The following is a 20,317-nucleotide window of genomic DNA, read 5'->3' as shown; positions in this document are numbered from 1 at the left end:
CACTATGTCGACGAGTTGCTTGTTTTTCAAGTCATCGCTAGATTTCTGCCCATGTCGCGACGCAACCTCTCCGGCCGCTGGTTCGAGCAGTTCACGGTCGGCGAGGTGGTGGAACACGCCGTCACGCGCACCGTCACCGAGACCGACAACGTGCTCTTCACGTGCCTGACGATGAACCCGCAGCCGATGCACCTCGACGCCGAGTTCTCGGCCGGCAAGGAGTTCGGCAAGCCGCTGATGAACAGCATGTACACCGTCGGGCTGGTGGTCGGGATCGCCGTACCGGAGCTGACCCTGGGCACCACCATCGCCAACCTCGGCATGTCCGACGTCGAGTTCCCCACGCCGGTGTTCGCCGGCGACACGATCTGGGTGGAGACCGAGATCCTGGAGGCGCGGGGGTCGAAGTCCCGTCCCGAGGCCGGGATCGTGAAGTTCGAGCACCGTGGCTTCAACCAGCGCGACGAGCTGGTCTGCCGGTGCCGGCGCAGCGCCTTCATGCGCAGGCAGCCCGCGGACTAGACCGGCCCCCACGACAACGAACGGCACCCCCGTCCACCAGGTGTGGACGGGGGTGCCGTTCGTTGCGGAACGGCCTACGGCGCGAGCGCCCGCAGCAGGACATCCGCCATCTCGGCGCCGAGCTCGGCCGGGGTGCGGGCACCCTGGGGCGAGTACCACTTGTAGGTCCAGTTGACCGCGCCCAGGCAGGTGTTGACGAAGGTCTTGGGCGTCATCGGGAGCCGGACCTGCGGGTGCTCGGCGAGGTGGGCGAGCACCGCGTCGGCCAGCACGTCATCGAAGGCCCGCCTGCGCTCCAGCAGTGTCTCGGCGAGGTCGGGTCGCAGCTCGTCCTCCTCCTCGAAGCAGATCTTGAGCAGGTCCTGGTTCTCGCAGGTGTAGACGACCCGCGAGACGAGCAGCTCGCGCACCGCGTCGAGCGCCGTGGGCGCCGCGGCGACGGTCTCGTGGGCCATGCGGAGGCTGTCGTCGAGCACGTCCCGGTAGATCAGGACGAGCAGCTCCTCCTTGTTGCGGAAGTAGTGGTACAGCGTGGGTTTCGACAGCCCGACCCCGGCCGCGATCTCGTTCATCGAGGTCGCCCGGAAGCCCCGCTTGCTGAAGATCTCCACCGACGCCCGCAGCACCCGCTCCCGCTGCGCTGCGGCTCGCGTTCCCGGCACCGTCACCCGTCCTCCTGACCCGGCTGCCCCTGCTTGACAGCGACCACGCCGCGCACCCTACTATATCGACCGACCGGTCGGTCGGAGAATTTTTCTGGAGGATTCGCATGGCCTGGGAACTCGACGACGTGCACCTCGACTTCCAGGCCTCGTGCCGGGCGTTCGTGGACAAGAAGGTCCGACCGCTGGTCGACGACGCCGAGCGGGCGGGCACGTTCCCCGCCGAGCTGTGGAAGGAACTGGGCGACGCCGAGCTGCTCGGCCTGCTCACCGGCGAGGAGTTCGGTGGTTCCGACGCCGACGGGCTCGCCGTCACCCTGCTCGCCGAGGAGCTCGCCCGCGCCAGCGGCGGCATCGCGGTGACCGTGCTGGTCAGCGCGTACATGGCCGCCCCGCACATCGTGCGCTACGGCACCGACGAGCAGCGCAAGCGCTACCTCCCGGGCCTCGTGGCCGGCGAGAAGGTGGCGGCGATCGCCGTCACCGAGCCGGGTGCGGGTTCCGACGTCGCCGGCATGACCAGCACCGCCCGCCGCGACGGCGAGGGCTGGGTCCTCAACGGGACCAAGATGTTCATCACCAACGCCGGGCTGGCCGACGTGATCGTCGTCGGCGCCCGTACCGGCGGCCCGGGCCGTGGCGGGATCACCACGTTCCTCGTCGACGCCGACACCCCCGGGCTGTCGATGGGCAACCCGCTGCCGAAGATGGGCTGGCACTCCTCCGACACCCGCGAGGTCGTCCTCGACGACGTCACCGTGGGCCCGGACGCGGTGCTCGGCGAGGAGGGCCGCGGCTTCTACCAGATCATGGACGCCTTCCAGCTCGAGCGCGCGGTGCTCGCCGCGATGGGCGTCGGGCACGCCGCCGAGTGCCTGGCCGCGGCACGCGAGCACGTCCTGAACCGCGACGCGTTCGGCGCCCCGCTCGCCCACCTGCAGACCATCCGGCACAAGATCGCCGAGATGGAGGTCGAGCTCGACGTGGCCCGCCTGATCACCTACCAGGCGGCCGCCCGGATCGACTCGGAGCACCCGGACATGGGCCGTACCGTCGCGGCGGCGAAGTTCTTCGCCGCCAAGGCCGCCTGCCGGATCGTCGACGAGGCGGTGCAGCTGTTCGGCGGGTCGGGCTTCGTCGAGGAGTCCCCGGTCGCGCGCCACTACCGGGACGTACGAATCCTGCGGATCGGAGGCGGCACCGACGAGATCCAGCTGGAGATCCTGTCCCGCGGGATGGGCCGGTGACCACGTTCGCGGGCGCACCGACCGCGGCCGACGTCGTCGATGCCGCCGAGCGGGCCCGGATCGGCGGCGACGTCAGCCGCTGGCCCACCAAGCTGGGGGTCCGCGAGCGGATCGCGCTGCTGTTCGACGTCGACTCGTTCGTCGAGGACGGGCTGATGGCCCACGCCATGGCCGGCGACCTGCCGGCCGACGGTGTCGTCACCGGGGTCGGCCGGATCGAGGGCCGCCCGGTCGCGGTGATCGCCCACGACTTCGGCGTCAAGGCCGGGTCGTGGGGCGCGCTGACGTGCGAGAAGCAGATCCGGATCCTGGAGCGGGCCGACCGCGACCTGCTCCCGGTGGTCTACCTCGTCGACTCCGCCGGTGGGCGGCTCACCGACCAGATGGGCTTCTTCCCCGGCCGCCGCGGCGCCTCGGCGATCTTCCAGCTGCAGGTCAAGCTGTCGGGCCGGGTACCGCAGCTGTGCTGCCTGCACGGCCCGTCGGCCGCGGGCGGGGCGTACATGCCGGCGTTCTGCGACTGGGTCGGCATGGTCGAGGGCAACGGTTCGATGTACCTCGCGTCGCCGCGCATCGCGGAGAAGACCACCGGTGAGATCACCACGCTGGAGGAGATGGGCGGCGCGATGATGCACGCCACCGTCTCCGGCTGTGGTGACGAGGTGTTCACCGCCGACTGGGAGGCGATCGCGGCGGCCCGGCTGCTGCTGTCCTACCTGCCCGACGACTTCCGCGCCCCTCCCCTGCGCGCCGAGCCGGTCGCACCGTCGCGGGCGGACTGGGACGGCGCGGTGCCGGTCGACCCGAACGCCGCCTACGACGTGCGCGACGTGATCGACCGGTTCGTCGACGGCGCCAGCTTCTTCGAGATCAAGGCCCGCTGGGCGCCGGAGATGGTGGTCGGGTTCGCCCGCCTCGACGGCCGGGTGGTGGGCATCGTGGCCAACCAGCCGATGGTCCGCAGCGGCGCGATCTTCGTCGACTCCGCCGACAAGGCCACCCGCTTCATCTCGATGTGCGACGCGTTCAACATCCCGCTGCTGTTCCTGCAGGACGTGCCCGGGTTCATGGTCGGCGTGGCCGTCGAACGCGCGGGGATCATCCGGCACGGCGCCAAGATGATCACCGCGATGGCCAGCGCGGAGGTCCCGAAGATCACCGTGGTGCTGCGCAAGGCCTACGCCGCGGGCTTCTACGCGATGTGCGCGCCCGGCTTCGAGCCGCGCGCCACGATCGCGCTCCCGACAGCCACCATCGGGCCGATGTCGGCCGAGGCGTCGGTCAACGCCGTCTACGCCAACAAGGTCGCCGCGATCACCGACGAGACCGAGCGCGCCGCGTACGTCGAGGCCCGCTCGGCCGAGCAGCGCGCCGACATCAACCTGCTCCGCATGGCCAGCGACCTCGTGGTCGACGCCGTCGTCGAGCCGGAACACCTGCGCACCGAGCTCGTCGCGCGGCTGCACGACGCCGAGCACTTCACCCGCACCACGCACCGCCGGCACCACCCGATCAGCCCCGTCTGACCCCCACACCGATTTCGACGACGCCCGGAGGACACGGATGTCCGACAGCCTGAGCCAGCTCATCTCCACCCCGCTGCAGCCGCTGCGCGAGGACTGGATCGTCCCGGAACGCGTGGCCGCGATCGCCGCAGCGCGTGAGCTGGACGCGAAGGACCCCGACTCGTACTGGGAGTGGGTGGCACAGCAGCAGCGCTGGACCACCCCGTGGCACACCGTGCGCAGCGGCGAGCTGGGTGACTTCAGGTTCTTCGAGGGCGGCACGCTCAACGTGGCCGACAACTGCGTCGACCGGTGGGCCGAGGACCCCGCCACGGCCGGACGCAACGCCGTGGTCTGGGAGGGCGAGCCCGGCGACACCCGCACCGTCACCTACTCCGAGCTGCGCGACGAGGTGTCCAGCCTCGCGGCCGGGCTGCTCGACCTCGGTGTCGAGAAGGGCGACGTCGTCGCCATCTACATGCCGAACCTCGTGGAGGCGTTCACCGCGATCCACGCCTGCAACCGGATCGGCGCGATCTACACGGTGCTGTTCTCCGGGTTCGGCGTCGACGCGGTCGCCAACCGGCTGGTGGCCGCGCGGGCCAAGGCCGTGATCGTCGCCGACTCCAGCTACCGACGCGGCAAGGCGGTGCCGCTGCTGGACACGTTGCGCGCGGCCCGCGGGCGCGCCGACTCCGTCCTCGCGACGATCGTCATCGACCGCACCGGCGAGGCCCGTGACCTCACCGAGGGCGAGCACTCCTACGCCGCGGTGATCGCCGCGCACCCCGACGGCACCCCGTGCGTCCCCCTGGACCCCAACGAGGCCGCCTTCCTGATCTTCACCAGCGGCACCGAGTCCACGCCCAAGGGCGTGGTGCACAGCGTCGGCGGGTTCCTGCTCGGCACCTGGGCCAACGCGCACTGGCAGGCCGGGCGCGACGGCGACGACGACGTCTACTGGGTGGCCGCCGACGTCGGCTGGCTGACCTTCCCGATCCAGGCCGTCGTGGGCGGGCTCGCCTGCGGCATGACGATCGTCTGCTTCGAGGGCGCGCTGGACACCCCCACCACCGAGCGGTTCTACGAGATCGTCGAGCGGCACGCCGTCACCAAGATCCTGTGCGCGCCGACGCTGATCCGGATGCTGCGCAAGTTCGGCGACGACCTGGCCGCGAAGCACCCGTTGCCGCAGCTCAAGCTCGTCACCGTGCAGGGTGAGCCGCTCGACGCCGACACGTTCGCCTGGGGCTCCACCCATCTCGGCGGCGGCGTGCCGGTGATCAACGCCTACGGGCAGACCGAGACCGGCTCCACCTGGACCTACCCGGTCTACGGCGCTGACGACCTCAAGGCGGGCTCGGTGGGCACCACGCTGCCCGGGCACTCCTACGACATCGTCGACGACGACGGGAACTCCGTGCCGACCGGCACCAAGGGCAACCTCGTGCTGCTCACCCCGTTCCCGACGCTGGCCCGCACGGTCTGGGACGACCACGACCGCTACCACTCCACGTACTTCTCGAAGTTCCCCGGGCGCTACGCCACCAACGACGAGGCCGTGGTCGACACCGACGGACACCTGTGGGTGCTCGGCCGGGCCGACGACGTCATCAACGTGGCCGCGCACCGGATCTCCACGATGGAGATCGAGGCGGTCGTGACGAGCCACCCGGCGGTGGTGGAGGCCGCGGTCGTCGGCGTGCCCGACGACACCAAGGGCACCGTGCCGATCGCGTTCGTCACGCTCGCGGAGGGGACGCTGACCGACAGCCTGACCGCGGAGATCCGCCGCCAGGTCGTCGGCGAGCTGGGCGGGTACGCCGGCCTGGCCGCGGTGTACGTGACCCCGGCGATGCCCAAGACGCGCACCGGCAAGATCATGCGCCGCCTGCTGCGCGACGTCGTCGTGCACGGCGAACCCACCGGCGACACCAGCGCCATGGAGGACCCCTCGGCGCTGGACGCGATCGCCACGGCCATCCGCTGATGCTCGTCCGCACGCTGCTGTTCGTCCCGGGCGGTCGGGCCGACATGATCGCCAAGGTGACGCGGTCGTCGCCGGACGTGGTCGCGGTCGATCTCGAGGACGCCGTCGCGGCGGCGGACAAGGACTCCGCCCGGCGCACCGCAGCCGAGGCGGTGGACGCCCTGGACGCGGGCGACACGGTGGTGCTGGTGCGGGTGAACCCGCCCGGATCGCCGTGGTTCGACGACGACGTCGCCGCGGTGGCGGCGTCGCGGGCGGCCGGGGTGGTGCTGCCCAAGCTGGAACGGGAGTCCGACCTCACCGCGGTGCGCGCCACCCTGCCCGCGGGCGCCGTCGTGGTCGCCGGCCTGGAGACCGCGCTGGGCGTGGCCGACTGCCGTACCCTGCTGGGCTCCGGTGTCGACGCCGCCTACTTCGGTGCCGAGGACTACATCGCCGATCTCGGCGGGCGGCGGACGGCGGACGGGCACGAGGTGCTCTACGCCCGCAGCCGGGTGGCCCTGGCCGCCCGGCTGGCCGGCGTCCCGGCGATCGACCAGGCCGTGGTGGCGGTGCGTGACCCCGACCGGTTCCGGCTCGACGCCGGCCACGGTCGCGATCTGGGCTACCAGGGCAAGATCTGCCTGCACCCGACGCAGGTGGAGATCGCCCGCGAGGTCTTCACCCCGTCGGAGGCGGAGATCGCGCACGCGCGGGCCGTCGTCGCGGCGGGGGCGGCAGGCGTCGGGGTGGTCGACGGCGAGATGGTCGACGACGTGCACCTGCGCATGGCCGCGGCCCTGCTGGCCCGGGCGGGTGTGCCGTCGTGACCGGTGGCCGGGGTCCACACCGGGTCGCACATGATCGACGAATGGGAACCGGGAGGCGCCGTCCACACCGCTCCCCGTTCCGAGACGGCGATCAACCGCAGCCCCACACCCCTACCGGTTCCGAACCGACGATCACCGCCGACCCGGACCCGGCTCAGCGAAGCCCGCACACCCCGTACCCGACCGACCGGCGCCACACCGGAGCCCCGGCCCCGGCCCCGGCCCACGGCTTCGATGATCACCGTCTCGGAACCGGGACACGCCGTCCACACCGCTCCCCGTTCCGAGACAGCGATCAACCGCAGCCCCACACCCCTACCGGGCCCGAACCGACGATCACCGCCCACCCGGACCGCGCCTCGATCACGGCGCCCACGCCCTCCGGGCTGCTCCCCGCATCGGCGTCCGGGTGGTCACCATGACCACCGTCGGGCTCATGCTGGCGCCGCAGGGTGACCCGGCCGAGGTCGTCGGCGCGGCGCGGCGCGCCGAGGAGCTCGGCTACGACTTCCTGGCCTGCGGCGAGCACGTGTTCTTCCACAGCCCGACCCCCAACGCGTTCGTCTCGCTGGCCGCCGCCGCGGGCGCGACGTCGCGGATCCGGCTGCTCTCGGCACTGACGATCCTGCCGATGTACCCGGCCGCGCTCGCCGCGAAGATGGCCGCCACCCTCGACCGCGTCTCCGGTGGCCGGTTCGACCTCGGGATCGGCGTCGGGGGGGAGTTCCCCGCGGAGTTCGCCGCCGTCGACGTGCCGGTCACCCTGCGCGGGCGCCGGACCGACGAGTCCCTCGACGTGATGACCCGCCTGTTCGCCGGCGAGCGGGTGTCGTTCGGCGGGCACGAGGTCGCGCTCGACCCGCTGCCACTGCAGCGCCCGCGCCCACCGCTGTGGATCGGCGGCCGCAAGGAGGCCTCGATGCGCCGGGCGGGCCGCTTCGGCGACGTGTGGGTGCCCTACATGTACAGCCCCGAGCAGCTGGCGGCAGGCCTGGCGACGGTGGCCGGGTCGGCCGCCGAGCACGGCCGCTCCGGGGTCGAGGGCGCGGTGTTCTGCTGGACCGGCGCCGGCCGCGACGGTGCGGCCGCCCGCCGCGGCGCCGTCGAGACCCTCGGCGCCGTCTACCGGCAGGACTTCGCGCCCATCGCCGGGAAGTACGTGCCCAGCGGCACACCGGAGCAGGTCGTCGCCCGGCTGCGGGAGTACGTCGACGCCGGGGCGCGGTCGATCGTGCTCGTCCCCGCCTGTCCCGACGCCGAGCGCGCCGCGATGGTCGAACTGTTCGCGCGCGAGATCGCGCCCGCCCTCCAGATCGGGAGCCCCGCATGACCCCGCAGCCCAGGACCCTCAGCACGGTGCTCGTCGCCAACCGGGGCGAGATCGCCGTCCGGGTGGTGCGCGCCTGTGCCGACGCCGGCCTCGCCAGCGTCGCGGTGTACGCCGACGGCGACGCGGACGCCCCGCACGTCCGGCTCGCCGACGAGGCCTACCCGCTGCACGGCACCACGGCCGGCGAGACCTACCTGGACCAGAGCAAGCTCCTCGACGTCGCCGACCTGGCCTGCGCCGACGCCGTGCATCCCGGCTACGGCTTCCTCTCCGAGAACGCCGACTTCGCGCAGGCCGTCATCGACGCCGGCCTGACCTGGATCGGTCCGACCCCGCAGGCGATCCGCGACCTCGGCGACAAGGTCACCGCCCGGCAGATCGCCGCGGCCGTGGGCGCGCCGCAGGTGGCCGGCTCCAAGGGACCGGTGAGCGGCGCCGACGAGGTGGTCGCGTTCGCCGCCGAGCACGGGCTGCCGGTGGCGATCAAGGCCGTGTACGGCGGTGGCGGGCGCGGGCTCAAGGTCGCGCGCACCGCCGAGGAGATCCCGGAGCTGTTCGACTCCGCCGTGCGCGAGGCGCAGGCCGCGTTCGGGCGCGGTGACTGCTTCGTCGAGCGCTACCTGGAACGGCCCCGCCACGTCGAGGCGCAGGTGCTGGCCGACACCCATGGCACCGTGGTCGTCGTGGGCACGAGGGACTGCTCGCTGCAGCGCCGCCACCAGAAGCTCGTCGAGGAGGCGCCCGCGCCGTTCCTCACCGACGCGCAGCGCTCCGAGATCCACACCGCGGCGCGGGCGATCTGCGCCGAGGCCGGGTACCACGGGGCGGGCACCGTGGAGTTCCTGGTCGGGCAGGACGGGGTGATCTCGTTCCTGGAGGTCAACACCCGGCTGCAGGTCGAGCACCCGGTCTCCGAGGAGACCACCGGTCTCGACCTGGTCGGCGAGCAGTTCCGGATCGCCGCGGGCGAGCCGTTGCGGATCTCGCACGACCCGGCGCCGGTCGGGCACTCCATCGAGTTCCGGATCAACGGCGAGGACCCGGCCCGCGGGTTCCTGCCCGCTCCGGGAACGGTGACGGCGTGGGAACTGCCGTCCGGTCCCGGTGTCCGGGTGGACGCGGGCGTGGAGGCCGGCACCGTCGTCGGCGGGCAGTTCGACTCGTTGCTGGCCAAGCTGATCGTCACCGGCACCGACCGCCGCCAGGCGCTGGCCCGGGCCCGGCGCGCGCTGGCCGAGTTCCGCGTCGACGGCCTGCCCACCGTGCTGCCGTTCCACCGCGCCGTCGTCGACGACCCGGCGTTCACCGCGCGGGACGGGTTCGGCGTGCACACCCGCTGGATCGAGACCGAGTACCTCGCGCCCGATCCCGCACCCGAGGACGCGGTGACGGTCCAGGTCGGCGGGCGTCGGCACGTGGTGGAACTGCCGGGCCTGTCCGCGGTCAGCCCCGAGACCGCCGCGGCGATCCGCGCCAGCGCGGACGAGCGCGGCGCCCGGGGTGGGGCCGCCGCCCAGGGTGACGACGTCGTCGCCCCCATGCAGGGCACCGTCGTGAAGATCGCGGTGGTCGACGGCGACCCGGTGCGGCGAGGTGAGCTGGTCGCCGTCGTCGAGGCGATGAAGATGGAGAACCCGATCACGGCGCACCAGGACGGCACGGTGGCCGGCGTCGCGGTCGCCCCGGGCGCGTCGGTCGGTCAGGGTGCCGTGCTCTGCCGGATCGAGGGCTGAGGGCCCCTACTACTCGCGGTGGCCGCGTTCGCCGACCTGCTGGCCGGGCCCGCGTCGCGCCGCGACGAAGGCGTGAGACCGCGGGTGAGATCGACGTGGTGGGGGCTCTCCCGATGGGAGACCCCGATGGTGCCGATCTCACCCGTCCTCGCCCACCACCTCGTCACCCACCCGGACCGATCCCGGCGCGGCGACGGTGCCGCCGACCGACAGGGCACCGCCGCGCTCGCGATGCAGCCGGCGCAGCACCTCGCGGTCGATCCCGATGCCACCGGGCTGCGCGCGGGTCACCATCACGCACCGGTCGATCGGCGCCACCACCGACAGCGTCGCCGTGCCGACCCGGACGTCCCGGCCGACGAGGGCGTCCTCCCCACCCCCGTCCACGAGCATGTTGGACCGGAACCGGCGCGGCTCACCGCCACCGAGCGTGGCCGTGGACAGGATGCTGACGGCGGCGCGGGCCGAGTCGTGGAACGCACCGTCGGACCCCTCGAACGGTGCCCACGACGACTCCGCCTCGGTCTCGATGTCGGCCGGGTTCTCGTAGCGCCGCTCGTGCACCTCCGACACCGACCGCAGCGCCACCTCGCGGCCCAGCCAGGCCGACAACGCGGCGTCGTCCACGGCCACCGATCCGTCCGGCAGGGTGATCTCCACCCCGGCCGCCCCGATCCGGGCCGACGCGAAGAGCATCTCGGGGACCCGCCGGGCGGTCAGCCCGAACCCGGTGGCGACGTCGAAGAGGGCGTAGCGGCGGTCCCCGGCCAGGCCCTGCGGACCGAGCTCGGCGGCCTCCACCCGTTCGCCCTGCAGCGACTTGACGGGGAACCGCCAGAGCTCGAGCACCCGCATCAGCGCGGGCTGATCTCGCCCATCGGCCCCCAGCCGTCGACACCGGCCGCGTCGACGTAGATGATCTTCGGCTGGGCCGAGACCAGGTCCGGAGCCTTCCCCATGAAGTTCGCGACGTGCCCGGTGCTCATGTGCGCACCGCCGGCGTCGGAGTCCCGGAAGCCCTCGATGGTGACGAACTCGTTCGGGTCGAGCAGGCTGCGCGACCACTCGAAGAACAGGCAGCCCTCCTCGGCGTTGACGTCCTTGGCGTACTGCTCGGCGAGGACGAGCCACTCGTCGATCTTCTCCGGCCGGATGGGGAACTTGACGTTGATGAGGATCATTTTTTCCGGGTTCCTTTCGCACGTGTCCGGGACGATCGTGGTCAACACCGGCGGACGCGTCAACGACGGGTTCGTGTTTCACGTGGAACCCGGGACCACGATCCGGTCGAGTCGCGCGACCTGCTCGGCGGTCAGTGGGATGCGGGCGGCCGCGACGTTCTGCGCGAGGTGGGCGAGCGACGTCGTGCTCGGGATCGGCAGCACGGCCGGCGAGCGGTGCAGCAACCACGCCAGCGACACCTGCGTCGCGGTGGCCCCGAGTTCCGTGGCGACCGCCGCGACCTCGGCGGTCCCGCCGGTCGCGCCGTGGGCCACCGGTCGCCACGGCAGGAACGCGATCCCCGCCTCGGTGCAGGCCCGCACCACCGGTTCGTGCTCGCGGTCGAGCACGTTGTAGCGGTTCTGCACGCTCGCGACATCGATGATCCGCCGGGCCTCGTGCAGCTCGCCGAGTGCGATCTCGGACAGCCCGAGGTGCGCCACCTTGCCCGCGGCCTGCGCGTCCCGCAGCGCTCCCAGCTGGTCGGACAGCGGGACGGCCGGGTCGCGGCGATGCAGCTGCAGCAGGCCGATCCGCTCGACGCGCAGCCGCCGCAGCGCCCCGTCGACCTGGTCGCGCAGCACCTCCGGGCGCCCGTCGACGACCCACTCCCCCGGGCGCGGGAGCGAGATCCCCACCTTGGTGGCGATCAGGAGATCGCGCGGGTAGGGGTGCAGTGCCGCGGCGAGCAACTCCTCGTTGGCGCCCCCGCCGTACATGTAGGCGGTATCGATCAGCCGCACGCCGAGCTCGACGGCCCGGCGCACGACGGTGATCGACTCGGCCCGGTCCGGGCCGGACGGCGCCGTCAGGTGCATCGCACCGTAGCCCAGCCGGGGCACGGCCCACTCGCCGCCGATCCGGAACTCGGTCATCCCCGCCCCCGTGGGTCGGGCGCGCCGACACCACCCGGAACGACGATCGATCCCGGACGGCAGGCCTCCGTTCCGGGCGGCCGTCGTCGAGCGCGCAGAACGCGGACTGCGCGTGCCGGTTCCGGCGCCGGCGACCGATCCCGCCTCGACGCCGGCGAACCGCCACCCGGGGCCCATCCGGACGGGCTCGACGACCCCGAGCCGGACGATCCCGCTGCCCGCACCACCGTGTCCGGTCGCGTCGCGCCGGGGCACGCCGGAGCCGATCGCCGGCTCCGCGCCGACCTCCCCCGACGACCTACCCCGACCGGCACTACCAGAGTTCCGGCTTCGTCACCGGCGGTCCGGGCGGCCGATCCGGTACCGGCTCGGGCGCGGGGTCCGGCGCGCGCCCGCCGGTGGTGCCGGACCCGAGCAACGCCCGCAGGTCCGCCCGGGCGACCGGGGGGCGACCGACGTCCACCGCCACCACGGGAGCGATCCGGCGCAGCGCCGCGACCAGGGCCGGATCGGTCAGATCGGGAGTCCGGTCGACCGCGCCGACGACGATGAGATCCGGGCGCAGCGCCGCGACGGCAGCCGGGTCCGGACCGCGGGACGTCCCGACCTGCTCGACCCCGTCGATGCGCCCTGCGCAGCCGACCAGCGGAGCGTCCAGGGCGAGCAGCAACGCACCGACGTCCTCGGCGGTGGCCACGAGCCTGCGCAGCGCCGACGGCAGCGCGACCGAGGTGCCGGTCGCGTCGACGAAGGCCCGCCGCCCCCCGCCGCGGTCGCTCACGAGCCCGGCGAGCGCGGGCGAGGGCGCGACGGGACCACCCCGGTGCTCCCCAGCATTCGATGCCATGCCCGCAGGGTAGGCGGCCGCGGAGGTCGGCGAACCGGGCGGCCGGGCGCATGCGGCCTCAGCCCGGTCGACCGACCACGACGGCAACGCCGGGTCCGTCGAGCGCGGTGAGCCCCGCCCGCCGTCCCGACGCCACCAGCAGCAGGTCGACGTCGGGCCCGCGCAGCTCGGGGCCCTCGCCCAGGGTCCATCCGGTGTCGGCCGAGACCAGCCGCACCCCGGCCAGCCGCCGCCTGCCCCCCATGAACGTGGTGGTGGCGACGTAGGCCAGACAGGCGGACACGACCGCGGGCGGCGAGGCGTACGCAAGGCCGAGCGGGCGCGCGATGTCCTGCCCGTGGATGACGAGGTCCATGAGCGGGTCCATCGGAGTGCTGCCCGGGAACCGCCGCGTGGAGCCCGCACTCTCGCGCAGCTGCGCGACGAGTTCGGTGCTGGTGAACGCGGCGGCCCGCGCCGCCGCGAGATCGATCTCCATGCGGTCGAAGCTGCCCCGCGCCCGCACGGCCGCCCGCAGCAGGAGCGGCACGCTCAGCCGCGTCGTCGTCGTGAGGTGGGCGAGGACGTCGCGCACGGTCCACGCCGCGCACAGCGAGGGGGTCGACCACTGCTCGTCGGACAGGTCGGCGACATGGTCGGCGATGTGGCGCCGCTCGGCGGCCACCGCGTCGTCGACGGCCGCTCGGGCGAGGACGGGAGTTGAGGGGTTCATGGAGCACGGACTCCCGCGGGCACCCGGGAGTCATCGCCCGAACCGATTCTTGATTGATTCCAGAAAGTGCGCCAGACTGTGGGCGTGCCCACCGCCGCGGACCTCGAACGAGCACTGCGCGAGGCCGGCCTGCGGGTCACCCGCCCGAGGATGGCCGTGCTGTCCGCGGTACACGCACACCCGCACGCCGACACGGACTCGGTCATCACCGCGGCCCGCGCCGAACTCGGCGAGGTCTCCCACCAGGCCGTCTACGACGTGCTACGCGCACTCACCGTCGCGGGCCTCGTGCGCCGCATCCAGCCGTCCGGCTCGGTGGCGCGCTACGAGACGCGCACCGGCGACAACCACCACCACGCCGTCTGCCGCTCCTGCGGCGTCATCGCCGACGTCGACTGCGCGGTCGACGCCACCCCGTGCCTCACCGCGTCCGACGACCACGGCTTCGTGATCGACGAGGCCGAGGTCGTCTACTGGGGCCTGTGCCCCGACTGCTCCACACCCACCACCCCCGCCCACGGAAGGAAGACCCGTGTCTGACGAGCACGTCACCGTCGAGAGCCAACTGAACACCGAGGAGGCCGGCGGCTGTCCGGTCCACTCGGGTCGCATGGGGCACCCGACCGAGAGCGCGAGCAACACCGACTGGTGGCCCAACCAGCTCAACCTGAAGATCCTGCGCAAGCACCAGGCCGTCGCCGACCCGATGGACGCCGACTTCGACTACGCGAAGGCGTTCGGCAGCCTCGACCTCGACGCGCTCACCGCCGACGTCGACGCGCTCATGACCGACTCGCAGGACTGGTGGCCCGCCGACTTCGGCCACTACGGCGGCTTCATGATCCGCATGGCGTGGCACTCCGCCGGCACCTACCGCGTGGACGACGGCCGCGGCGGGGCCGGCGCCGGGATGCAGCGCTTCGCGCCCCTGAACAGCTGGCCCGACAACGGCAACCTGGACAAGGCCCGCCGCCTGCTGTGGCCGATCAAGAAGAAGTACGGCAGCAAGATCTCCTGGGCCGACCTGATGGTCTTCGCGGGCAACCGGGCCCTGGAGACGATGGGCTTCACGACCTTCGGTTTCGCGGGTGGGCGCGCCGACGTGTGGGAGCCCGACGAGGACGTCTACTGGGGCCCGGAGCGGGAGTGGCTCGGCGACGAGCGCTACACCGGCAACCGTGAGCTGGAGAAGCCGCTGGGCGCGGTCCAGATGGGCCTGATCTACGTCAACCCGGAGGGCCCGAACGCCAACCCGGACCCGTTGGCCGCGGCGCGCGACATCCGCGAGACCTTCGCCCGGATGGCGATGAACGACGAGGAGACCGTCGCGCTCATCGCCGGCGGGCACACCTTCGGCAAGACCCACGGCGCGGCGAACCCGGACGAGAACGACAACGTCGGTCCCGAGCCCGAGGGCGCGCCCATCGAGCAGCAGGGCTTCGGCTGGAAGCAGGGCTTCGGCTCCGGCAAGGGCCGCGACGCCATCACCTCCGGCCTCGAGGTCACCTGGACCCAGACGCCCACGCGGTGGAGCAACAAGTTCTTCGAGAACCTGTTCGGTTTCGAGTGGGAGCTCACCCAGAGCCCCGCCGGCGCCCACCAGTGGGTCGCCAAGGACGCCGGGGACGTCATCCCGGACCCGGAGACCAACGAGCCGGCCCGCAAGCCCACCATGCTCACCACCGACCTGGCACTGCGCATGGACCCGGTCTACGAGCCGATCTCGCGCCGGTTCCTGGAGAACCCCGACCAGTTCGCCGACGCGTTCGCCCGCGCCTGGTACAAGCTCACCCACCGCGACATGGGCCCCAAGCAGCGCTACCTCGGCCCGCTGGTCCCGGCCGAGGAGCTGCTCTGGCAGGACCCGGTGCCCGCCGTCGACCACGAGCTGGTCTCGGCCGACGACGTCACGGCGCTCAAGGCGAAGATCCTCGAGTCCGGCCTGTCGGTGTCCCAGCTGGTCTCCGCGGCCTGGGCGGCGGCCTCGTCGTTCCGCATCAGCGACAAGCGCGGCGGCGCCAACGGCGGGCGTATCCGTCTGGAGCCGCAGAGCGGCTGGGAGGCCAACGACCCCGACGAGCTCGCCCAGGTGATCCGCGTCCTGGAGAGCGTCCAGGCCGACTTCAACGCCTCGGCGTCGGGCGGCAAGAAGGTCTCCTTCGCCGACCTCGTCGTGCTCGGCGGTGCCGCCGCGGTGGAGAAGGCCGCGAAGGACGCCGGGCACGACGTCACGGTGCCCTTCACCCCGGGCCGCACCGACACCACCCAGGACAAGACCGACGTCGAGTCGTTCTCGCACCTGGAGCCCGGCGCCGACGGCTTCCGCAACTACCGCGGCAAGGGCCACCGCCTGCCGGGCGAGTACCTGCTGGTCGACCGCGCCAACCAGCTCAACCTGTCAGCGCCGGAGATGACCGTGCTGGTCGGCGGCCTGCGGGTGCTGGGCGCGAACAGCGGCGGTTCGACCGCGGGCGTGCTCACCGACCGGCCGGGCACGCTGACCAGCGACTTCTTCACCAACCTGCTCGACATGGGTGTGGAGTGGAAGTCGGTCTCCGGTGACGACGACTCCTTCACCGGGGTCGACCGGGCCACCGGCGCGGAGAAGTGGACCGGCACCCGGGTCGACCTGGTGTTCGGCTCGAACTCCGAGCTGCGGGCCGTGGCCGAGGTCTACGCCTGCGACGACGCGAAGGACAAGTTCGTGCGCGACTTCGTGGCGGCGTGGGACAAGGTCATGATGCTCGACCGCTACGACCTCGTCTGATCGCCTGGCGACGACAGCCCCGGCCGGTGCTCCGGCCGGGGCTGTCGCGTGAGGTCGGCTGCAACGTCGCCACCCACGGGCGCGGTCACCGCAGCGCCTGCGCACCGATCACGGACAGCAACTGCAGCTTCTCGTAGCTCTCGCTGCCCGGGACGGCGGTGTACACGAGCAGGGAGTGCGACCGGCGCGGGTCCAGCAACGTCTGGCAGTTGAGCTCCAGCGCTCCGAGTTCGGGGTGGACGAAGTGCTTGACCTCGTGGGGGTGGACGCCGACCTCGTGGTCGTTCCAGACGGTCCGGAACTCCGCGCTGCGGGCGAGCAGCAGGTCGGCGAGGTGTGCCGCGCGGGAACCGGGTCCACGCAGCGTGACGACCTGACGCAGGCCCGAGGTGAACAGCCGCGACAGGAACGGATGCTCCTCGGGCGCGTACAGGCGCCGGGCGGCGGGGTCGGTGAACCAGCGGTACCCGATGCTGCGGGCCGGGCCGTCGTAGCCGGTCGTGTCGCCGGTCAGGGCGACGCCGAGCGCGGTCTGGCGCAGGGTCTCCCCGAGCTCGGTGACGATCTCCGCGGGTGTGTCGCCGAGGCGATCGAGCACGCGCAGCAGGCCGGGGCTGATGTGCTCACCGGCCGCCTCGCGCGTGGGCGGGTTGTGCCCGGCGAGCCGGAACAGGTGGTCGCGCTCGTCGAGCGAGAGATGCAGGCCCTGCGCGATCGACGCGATCATCTGCGGCGACGGTTGCGGCCCGCGCTCGCGCTCGAGGCGGGAGTAGTAGTCGGTCGACATGTGGCAGAGCAGGGCGACCTCCTCGCGCCGCAACCCGGTGGTCCTGCGGCGCTGACCACGGGGAAGGCCGACGTCGTCGGGCTGCAGGGACTCCCGGCGGCGCCGGAGGAACTCCGCCAGTCCGGTCCGATCGATCACCATGCGTTCCTCCCCTGCTGATGTACCACTTCTACCGTCGGCGCACCCCGCCCGGCCACGCCCCGGCGATCCCCCCTTCCCGGCGGCGCGGCGCGGCGATCCTCGGATCGGCGGGCCGTTGTACTCCCCCCGGTGGCGGCCGAACCTCGGTGACACACGTCCGACGAGGGGGAACACATGCCACGCACCCGACCCGACATCACCGTCCCCGACCTGTCCGGGCGGCGCGCCGTCGTCACCGGAGCGAGCGACGGCATCGGGCTGGGCCTCGCCGGGCGCCTCGCGGCCGCCGGGGCCGAGGTGCTCCTGCCCGTCCGGAACCCGCGCAAGGGCGAGGCGGCGATCGCCCGGATCCGCCGGCAGACCCCCGGCGCGACCGTGTCGCTGCGCTCCCTCGACCTGTCCTCGCTCGAGTCGGTGGCGGCGCTCGGGGAGACGCTGCGCGACGAGGACCGGCCGATCCACATCCTTGTCAACAACGCCGGCGTCATGACCCCACCCGACCGGCAGACCACCGCGGACGGGTTCGAGCTCCAGTTCGGCTCCAACCACCTCGGCCACTTCGCCCTCGTCGGCCACCTGCTGCCGCTGCTGCGCGCCGGCCGGGCCCGCGTGACCTCCCAGATCAGCGTGGCCGCCGACCAGAACTCCATCAACTGGGACGACCCGAACTGGATTCGCTCCTACCACGGCCGGCGCGCCTACAGTCAGTCGAAGATCGCGCTCGGGCTCTTCGGCCTCGAACTCGACCGGCGCAGCCGCGCGGGCGGCTGGGACATCACCAGCAACCTCTCCCACCCGGGTGTCGCCCCGACGAACCTGCTCGCCGCTCGCCCGGAGGTCGGCCGCCCCCGGGACACCCTGAGTGTGCGACTCATCCGCGCGCTGTCCGTGCGCGGCATCCTCCTCGGGACCGTCGAGACCGCGCTCCTGCCCGCCCTCCTCGCCGCGACGGCCGTCGAGGCCCGGGGCGCCCGGCTCTACGGGCCCAGCGGACCCGGACACCTCGGTGGGTCCCCTGCGGAGCAGAAGGTCTACTCCCGCCTCCGCAGCGCCGAGGACGCCCGGCGCGTCTGGGAGCTCTCCGAGGAACTGACGACGGTGTCCTTCTGCCCTGCGTAGGCACTCCCGGCATTCCACCGTCACGAGCGAGCCGGCAGCGCGTCCGACCGTGCCTGTGGAGCCGACGCTCGCGCGGTGGCTCGTGTTGATCTCGCCGTTATGGTAGGTCTGGGCCCACGGCGGTGCTCCACCGGTGGGGTTGCTCCTCGGCGGCTCCCCCACGAAACTGCGGCACGGCAGGCTGCGGCGGGGACCGGCCCAGGCAACAGGACGACGGCAGTGGGAGCGGCTCGGGCACCGATCACCACTCCCGCGAGGGAGAGCGATGCATCCCACCGACACGGTGATGCGCGGCCGTGAGGCGTACGCGCGACGGGCCTGGCAGGACACCTACGACGTGCTCTCGGCGGCCGACGAGCACAGCCCGCTGGACGCGCCCGACCTCGACCGGCTCGGGATGGCCGCCCACCTGATCGGGCGCGACGAGGCGGCCGTCGCGAGTCTGGAGCGGGCCCACCACGCGTTCCTCGACCAGGGCGAGACCGGCCGCGCCGTGCGGTGCGCGTTCTGGGTCGGCATGTTCCTGGTGCAGCGCGCCCGGTACGCCGAGGGCGGGGGTTGGCTCGGCCGGGCCGGGAGCCTGCTGGACGAGCAGGCGTCGGACAGCGTCGAACACGGGTACCTGATGATTCCCGCGGCGCTGCAGACCATGGGGTCCGGCGACCCGGTTGCGGCCTTCGAGGTCTTCGGCGAGGCGGCGGGCATCGCCCGTCGCTTCGGGGACCCCGACCTCGTCGCGCTGAGCCTGCTGGGCCGCGGCCAGGCGCTGGTCGCGATGGGAGAGGTCCACCGTGGCGTGTCGATGCTCGACGAGGCGATGGTCGCGGTGACCACCGGCGACGTCTCGCACGTCGCCGCCGGGATCGTCTACTGCGCGCTGATCATCGCGTGCCGCGACGTGTTCGACTGGGGGCGGGCACAGGAGTGGACCGTGGCGTTGAGTCGCTGGTGCGCCGACCAGCAGGACCTCAAGCCCTACCGGGGCCAGTGCCTGGTCCACCGCTCGGAGATCATGCAGCTGCGGGGCGAGTGGTCCGACGCCATGGTGGAGGTGCAGCAGGCCTGCTCGCATCTCGCCGACCCGCCGGGCGACCCGGTGCTCGGCATGGCGCACTACCAGCAGGCCGAGCTGCTGCGGCTGCGCGGGGACTTCGCGCGGGCCGAGCAGTCCTACCGCACGGCGGGTGAGTCCGGGCACTCCGTTCATCCCGGCCTCGCCCTGCTGCGCCTGGCCCAGGGTCGGGTCCCGGACGCGGTGGCGGCCATCCGACGCGTGGTCGCGGAGGCCGAGGGCGACCGCGTGAAGCGCTCCCGGGTGCTGTCCGCGTTCGTCGAGATCGTGCTGGCCTCCGGCGACGTCGCCGCGGCCCGGCCGGCGGTCGAAGAGCTCGACGAGCTCGGCGGGGAGCTCGACGCCCCCTACCTGCGCGCGGTCGCCGGGTCCGCACGCGGTGCCGTCCTGCTCGCTGACGGTGACGCCCGGGCCGCCTGCCGGGTACTGCGCCGCGCATGGACGGCCTGGCAGGAGCTCGACGCGCCGTACGAGGCCGCCCGGGTGCGGGTGCTGATGGCCCAGGCCTGCGGGGAGCTGGCCGACCACGACACCGCGAGCATGGAGCTGGACGCGGCGCGGCGTGTGTTCGAGCAGCTGGGCGCCACCCCGTCGCTGGCCCGGGTCGCCGAGCTGTCCGGGACGACGACGCCGGACGCGCCAGGCGGGCTGAGCCCCCGCGAGGTGGAGGTGCTCGGGTTGGTCGCGACCGGTGCGACCAACCGCGAGGTCGCCGACAGACTGATCATCAGCGAGAAGACGGTGGCCCGGCACGTCAGCAACATCTTCGGCAAGCTCGGAGTGACCTCACGTGCCGCCGCCACCGCCTATGCCGTCCGGCACGAGCTGGCCTAGCGACGACCGCGCGGCGCCTACACAGGATCACCCATCCGCCGCCACGTCGCGGGATACACACATCGCCCGAAGCAGCACCCCCCTCACCAGTTCGACCCTGTCCGGGACGTGCACACGCCGGCCGTCGGTCGGCCACCGAGCAAG

At 72.8% G+C, this 20,317-nt stretch carries 18 protein-coding genes; 11 read left to right on the top strand and 7 right to left on the bottom strand.

Features of this window, described 5'->3' with window-relative positions:
- The first annotated feature begins 51 nt into the window (after positions 1–51).
- Entirely contained in the window at positions 52–522 is a 471-nt protein-coding gene (locus tag Q1K26_RS15960; protein WP_300012857.1) for a MaoC family dehydratase, read from the top strand.
- 74 nt (positions 523–596) lie between these two features.
- Here Q1K26_RS15960 and Q1K26_RS15955 read toward each other — a convergent pair whose 3' ends face one another.
- Positions 597–1,190 carry a TetR/AcrR family transcriptional regulator gene (locus tag Q1K26_RS15955; RefSeq protein WP_300012854.1) on the bottom strand — a complete coding sequence of 198 codons (594 nt, stop codon included), beginning with the start codon at positions 1,188–1,190 and terminating at the stop codon, positions 597–599.
- 101 nt (positions 1,191–1,291) lie between these two features.
- On the opposite strand from Q1K26_RS15955, the gene Q1K26_RS15950 reads away from it, so the two are divergent.
- The 6 genes from Q1K26_RS15950 to Q1K26_RS15925 all read left to right on the top strand — a co-directional run bounded on the left by Q1K26_RS15950 (position 1,292) and on the right by Q1K26_RS15925 (position 9,798).
- Positions 1,292–2,431, top strand: coding sequence for an acyl-CoA dehydrogenase family protein (locus Q1K26_RS15950; protein ID WP_300012851.1), 1,140 nt, complete (start codon positions 1,292–1,294; stop codon positions 2,429–2,431).
- A complete protein-coding gene (locus Q1K26_RS15945; protein WP_300012848.1) occupies positions 2,428–3,957 on the top strand; it encodes an acyl-CoA carboxylase subunit beta in 1,530 nt (509 codons plus the stop codon). The genes Q1K26_RS15950 and Q1K26_RS15945 overlap by 4 nt, the downstream gene beginning before the upstream one ends.
- A 37-nt stretch (positions 3,958–3,994) precedes the next feature.
- Positions 3,995–5,926 carry an AMP-binding protein gene (locus tag Q1K26_RS15940; protein ID WP_300012845.1) on the top strand — a complete coding sequence of 644 codons (1,932 nt, stop codon included), beginning with the start codon at positions 3,995–3,997 and terminating at the stop codon, positions 5,924–5,926.
- Complete coding sequence (locus tag Q1K26_RS15935; protein ID WP_300012842.1) at positions 5,926–6,735, top strand: CoA ester lyase; 810 nt, start codon at positions 5,926–5,928, stop codon at positions 6,733–6,735. The genes Q1K26_RS15940 and Q1K26_RS15935 overlap by 1 nt, the downstream gene beginning before the upstream one ends.
- 418 nt (positions 6,736–7,153) lie before the next feature.
- Positions 7,154–8,065 carry an LLM class flavin-dependent oxidoreductase gene (locus Q1K26_RS15930; protein ID WP_300012839.1) on the top strand — a complete coding sequence of 304 codons (912 nt, stop codon included), beginning with the start codon at positions 7,154–7,156 and terminating at the stop codon, positions 8,063–8,065.
- A complete protein-coding gene (locus Q1K26_RS15925) occupies positions 8,062–9,798 on the top strand; it encodes a biotin carboxylase N-terminal domain-containing protein (RefSeq protein ID WP_300012836.1) in 1,737 nt (578 codons plus the stop codon). The genes Q1K26_RS15930 and Q1K26_RS15925 overlap by 4 nt, the downstream gene beginning before the upstream one ends.
- 138 nt (positions 9,799–9,936) lie before the next feature.
- On the opposite strand, the gene Q1K26_RS15920 is transcribed toward Q1K26_RS15925, so the two are convergent.
- From Q1K26_RS15920 to Q1K26_RS15900, 5 genes are all read right to left on the bottom strand, one after another.
- Positions 9,937–10,653, bottom strand: coding sequence for an MOSC N-terminal beta barrel domain-containing protein (locus tag Q1K26_RS15920; RefSeq protein WP_300012833.1), 717 nt, complete (start codon positions 10,651–10,653; stop codon positions 9,937–9,939).
- Positions 10,653–10,979 carry a putative quinol monooxygenase gene (locus tag Q1K26_RS15915; RefSeq protein WP_300012830.1) on the bottom strand — a complete coding sequence of 109 codons (327 nt, stop codon included), beginning with the start codon at positions 10,977–10,979 and terminating at the stop codon, positions 10,653–10,655. The genes Q1K26_RS15920 and Q1K26_RS15915 overlap by 1 nt, the downstream gene beginning before the upstream one ends.
- Before the next feature lie 78 nt (positions 10,980–11,057).
- Positions 11,058–11,894 (bottom strand): aldo/keto reductase, encoded by an 837-nt coding sequence (locus tag Q1K26_RS15910; protein WP_300012827.1) that lies wholly within the window; start codon positions 11,892–11,894, stop codon positions 11,058–11,060.
- A gap of 313 nt (positions 11,895–12,207) precedes the next feature.
- Positions 12,208–12,741 (bottom strand): hypothetical protein, encoded by a 534-nt coding sequence (locus Q1K26_RS15905; protein ID WP_300012825.1) that lies wholly within the window; start codon positions 12,739–12,741, stop codon positions 12,208–12,210.
- Positions 12,742–12,799: 58 nt separating this feature from the next.
- Complete coding sequence (locus tag Q1K26_RS15900) at positions 12,800–13,453, bottom strand: maleylpyruvate isomerase family mycothiol-dependent enzyme (protein WP_300012822.1); 654 nt, start codon at positions 13,451–13,453, stop codon at positions 12,800–12,802.
- A gap of 84 nt (positions 13,454–13,537) precedes the next feature.
- On the opposite strand from Q1K26_RS15900, the gene Q1K26_RS15895 reads away from it, so the two are divergent.
- Together Q1K26_RS15895 and katG are read left to right on the top strand one after the other, a co-directional pair.
- The gene (locus tag Q1K26_RS15895; protein ID WP_300012819.1) at positions 13,538–13,993 is read left to right on the top strand and encodes a Fur family transcriptional regulator; all 456 of its coding nucleotides are present in this window, start codon (positions 13,538–13,540) and stop codon (positions 13,991–13,993) included.
- Complete coding sequence (gene katG / locus Q1K26_RS15890) at positions 13,986–16,220, top strand: catalase/peroxidase HPI (RefSeq protein ID WP_300012816.1); 2,235 nt, start codon at positions 13,986–13,988, stop codon at positions 16,218–16,220. Before Q1K26_RS15895 ends, katG begins: the two co-directional genes overlap by 8 nt.
- 85 nt (positions 16,221–16,305) lie before the next feature.
- Here katG and Q1K26_RS15885 read toward each other — a convergent pair whose 3' ends face one another.
- Complete coding sequence (locus tag Q1K26_RS15885; protein ID WP_300012813.1) at positions 16,306–17,148, bottom strand: helix-turn-helix transcriptional regulator; 843 nt, start codon at positions 17,146–17,148, stop codon at positions 16,306–16,308.
- Between the two features lie 174 nt (positions 17,149–17,322).
- On the opposite strand from Q1K26_RS15885, the gene Q1K26_RS15880 reads away from it, so the two are divergent.
- Together Q1K26_RS15880 and Q1K26_RS15875 are read left to right on the top strand one after the other, a co-directional pair.
- Positions 17,323–18,267, top strand: coding sequence for an SDR family oxidoreductase (locus Q1K26_RS15880; protein WP_300012810.1), 945 nt, complete (start codon positions 17,323–17,325; stop codon positions 18,265–18,267).
- A 265-nt stretch (positions 18,268–18,532) separates the two neighbouring features.
- Entirely contained in the window at positions 18,533–20,173 is a 1,641-nt protein-coding gene (locus Q1K26_RS15875) for a LuxR C-terminal-related transcriptional regulator (protein ID WP_300012807.1), read from the top strand.
- Positions 20,174–20,317: the final 144 nt, after the last annotated feature.

The sequence above is a fragment of the Pseudonocardia sp. genome (genome assembly GCF_029263155.1).
Classification (GTDB): Bacteria; Actinomycetota; Actinomycetes; order Mycobacteriales; family Pseudonocardiaceae; genus Pseudonocardia.
The sequence above is the reverse complement of the archived record's forward strand: the minus strand, read 5'-3'. Positions and strand labels throughout refer to the sequence as shown.